Annotated in this window: 1 protein-coding gene; it reads right to left on the bottom strand. The window is 40.0% G+C overall.

Features of this window, described 5'->3' with window-relative positions; all coding sequences use genetic code 11:
- On the bottom strand, positions 1 to 604 hold a 604-nt coding region (locus ACYVRH_RS13975), incomplete at its 3' end, for an alpha-amylase family glycosyl hydrolase (RefSeq protein ID WP_461257490.1).
- Positions 605 to 667 lie beyond the last annotated feature (63 nt).

Here is a 667-nt window from a genome sequence, read left to right on the forward strand (position 1 = left end):
AATCAAAACAATTAACCGCTTCATGATAATTCTGTATCGCGGTTGTCCCCGACCAGTTTTCAGCCACTATATAAACGTCGTCTTTTATTTTTTTACATTCGTCATTCAGCCATTTTAAAAAATCGATATTTTTTTGATCTTCACCATAATAATAAAACTTAACCGCGTCAAGCCTGAAGCCTCCTACCCCTTTGTCAAGCCAGAATTTAACAATGTCGATTATTTCTTCGCGCACTTTAGGGTTGTCCATGTCAAGTTCCGGCATACTGGGGCTGAAATTTCCTTCGTAGTAGTATTGGGTTCCATCGGGAGTTTTTTCAAATTCATACCATGTGCGTCCCGTAATCCTGCTTGTCTCTTTTGTATAATACTTCGCATAGGTATCGTTAGGATTTCCTTCTTTTATGGCGTTTTTTGCGTTAGTAAACCATGCGTGCATCGTGGACGTGTGATTAAGGACAAGATCGATAATTAATTTAATGCCGCGCTCGTTACATTCGTCAATAAGATTATCAAAGTCTTCCATTGTTCCGTAAGCGGGATCAATTTTTAAATAATCAATAACGTCATATTTGTGATAACTCGGAGAGCGCATAATCGGCATGAGCCAAATGCCGTCTATGCCTTATCATCGCGGTTCCCATTGTCGCGCTGTTCCTGTCTATGC

This window comes from Treponema sp. R80B11-R83G3 (assembly GCF_054786115.1).